General features: G+C 66.4%; 1 protein-coding gene. It reads left to right on the top strand.

Annotated features, from left to right (window positions below):
* Positions 1–971: filamentous hemagglutinin N-terminal domain-containing protein (locus KCG88_RS30800; protein ID WP_210713764.1), on the top strand; the 971-nt coding region annotated here is incomplete at both ends.

The raw sequence follows: 971 nt of genomic DNA, 5'->3' as shown, positions 1-971 counted from the left end.
CGCCAGCCTTCGGCTGCCCTGCAACCGCGCGACACCTTCTGGGGCCTGTCGAAACGTGGGTTGGCGTTCATCCTCGCCAACATGATGTTCTGGCAGCCGGTGGTGGCGATGGCCGACGGCATCGTGGTCAACGGCAGCGGCACCAGCCTCGGCCAGGCCGGCAATGGCGTGCCCATCGTCAACATCGCTGCCCCCAATGGCGGCGGGCTGTCGCACAACAAGTTCAGCGACTACAACGTCGGCCAGCAGGGCGTGATCCTCAACAACGCCACCAACCGCACCCAGGAGACCCAGCTCGGCGGGATCATCCTCGGCAACCCCAACCTGGGTGGCCGCGCGGCCAATGTGATCCTCAACGAGGTCAACGGCGGCAGCCCCAGCCAGCTCAAGGGCTACACCGAAGTGGCCGGGCAAGCGGCCCACGTGATCGTCGCCAACCCCTATGGCGTGAGCTGCAACGGCTGCGGCTTCATCAACACCCCGAAAGCCACCCTGACCACCGGCAAGCCGGTGATCGAGAACGGCCAGGTCCAGCGTTACCAGGTGGACCAGGGCAGCGTCGCCATCGAAGGCGCGGGCCTCAACGCGAGCAATATCGACCAGTTCGAAATCATCACCCGCAGCGCCAAGATCAACGCCGAGATCCAGGCCAGGCACCTGGCGGTGATCGCCGGGGCCAACGACGTCGACGCCAAGACCTTGAACGCCACGGCCCGCACCGCCAACCCGGCGGATGTACCGCAATTGGCCATCGACTCTTCAGCCCTGGGCGGCATGTACGCCGGGGCGATCAAGCTGGTGGGCACCGAGGCCGGGGTGGGGGTGAAGCTCGACGGCAAGCTGATCGCCAGCGGTGGCGATATTCAGCTGGATGCCAATGGGCAGTTGCGCATGGCCGAAGCCTCTGCCGAGAAGGGCGCGGTGGCGATCAAGGCGCAAAGCCTGGATGCCCAGGGCGCGGTCTACGCCGG

It is taken from the genome of Pseudomonas sp. MWU349, from assembly GCF_017947325.1.
Lineage (GTDB): Bacteria > Pseudomonadota > Gammaproteobacteria > Pseudomonadales > Pseudomonadaceae > Aquipseudomonas > Aquipseudomonas protegens.
The sequence above is the reverse complement of the archived record's forward strand: the minus strand, read 5'-3'. Positions and strand labels throughout refer to the sequence as shown.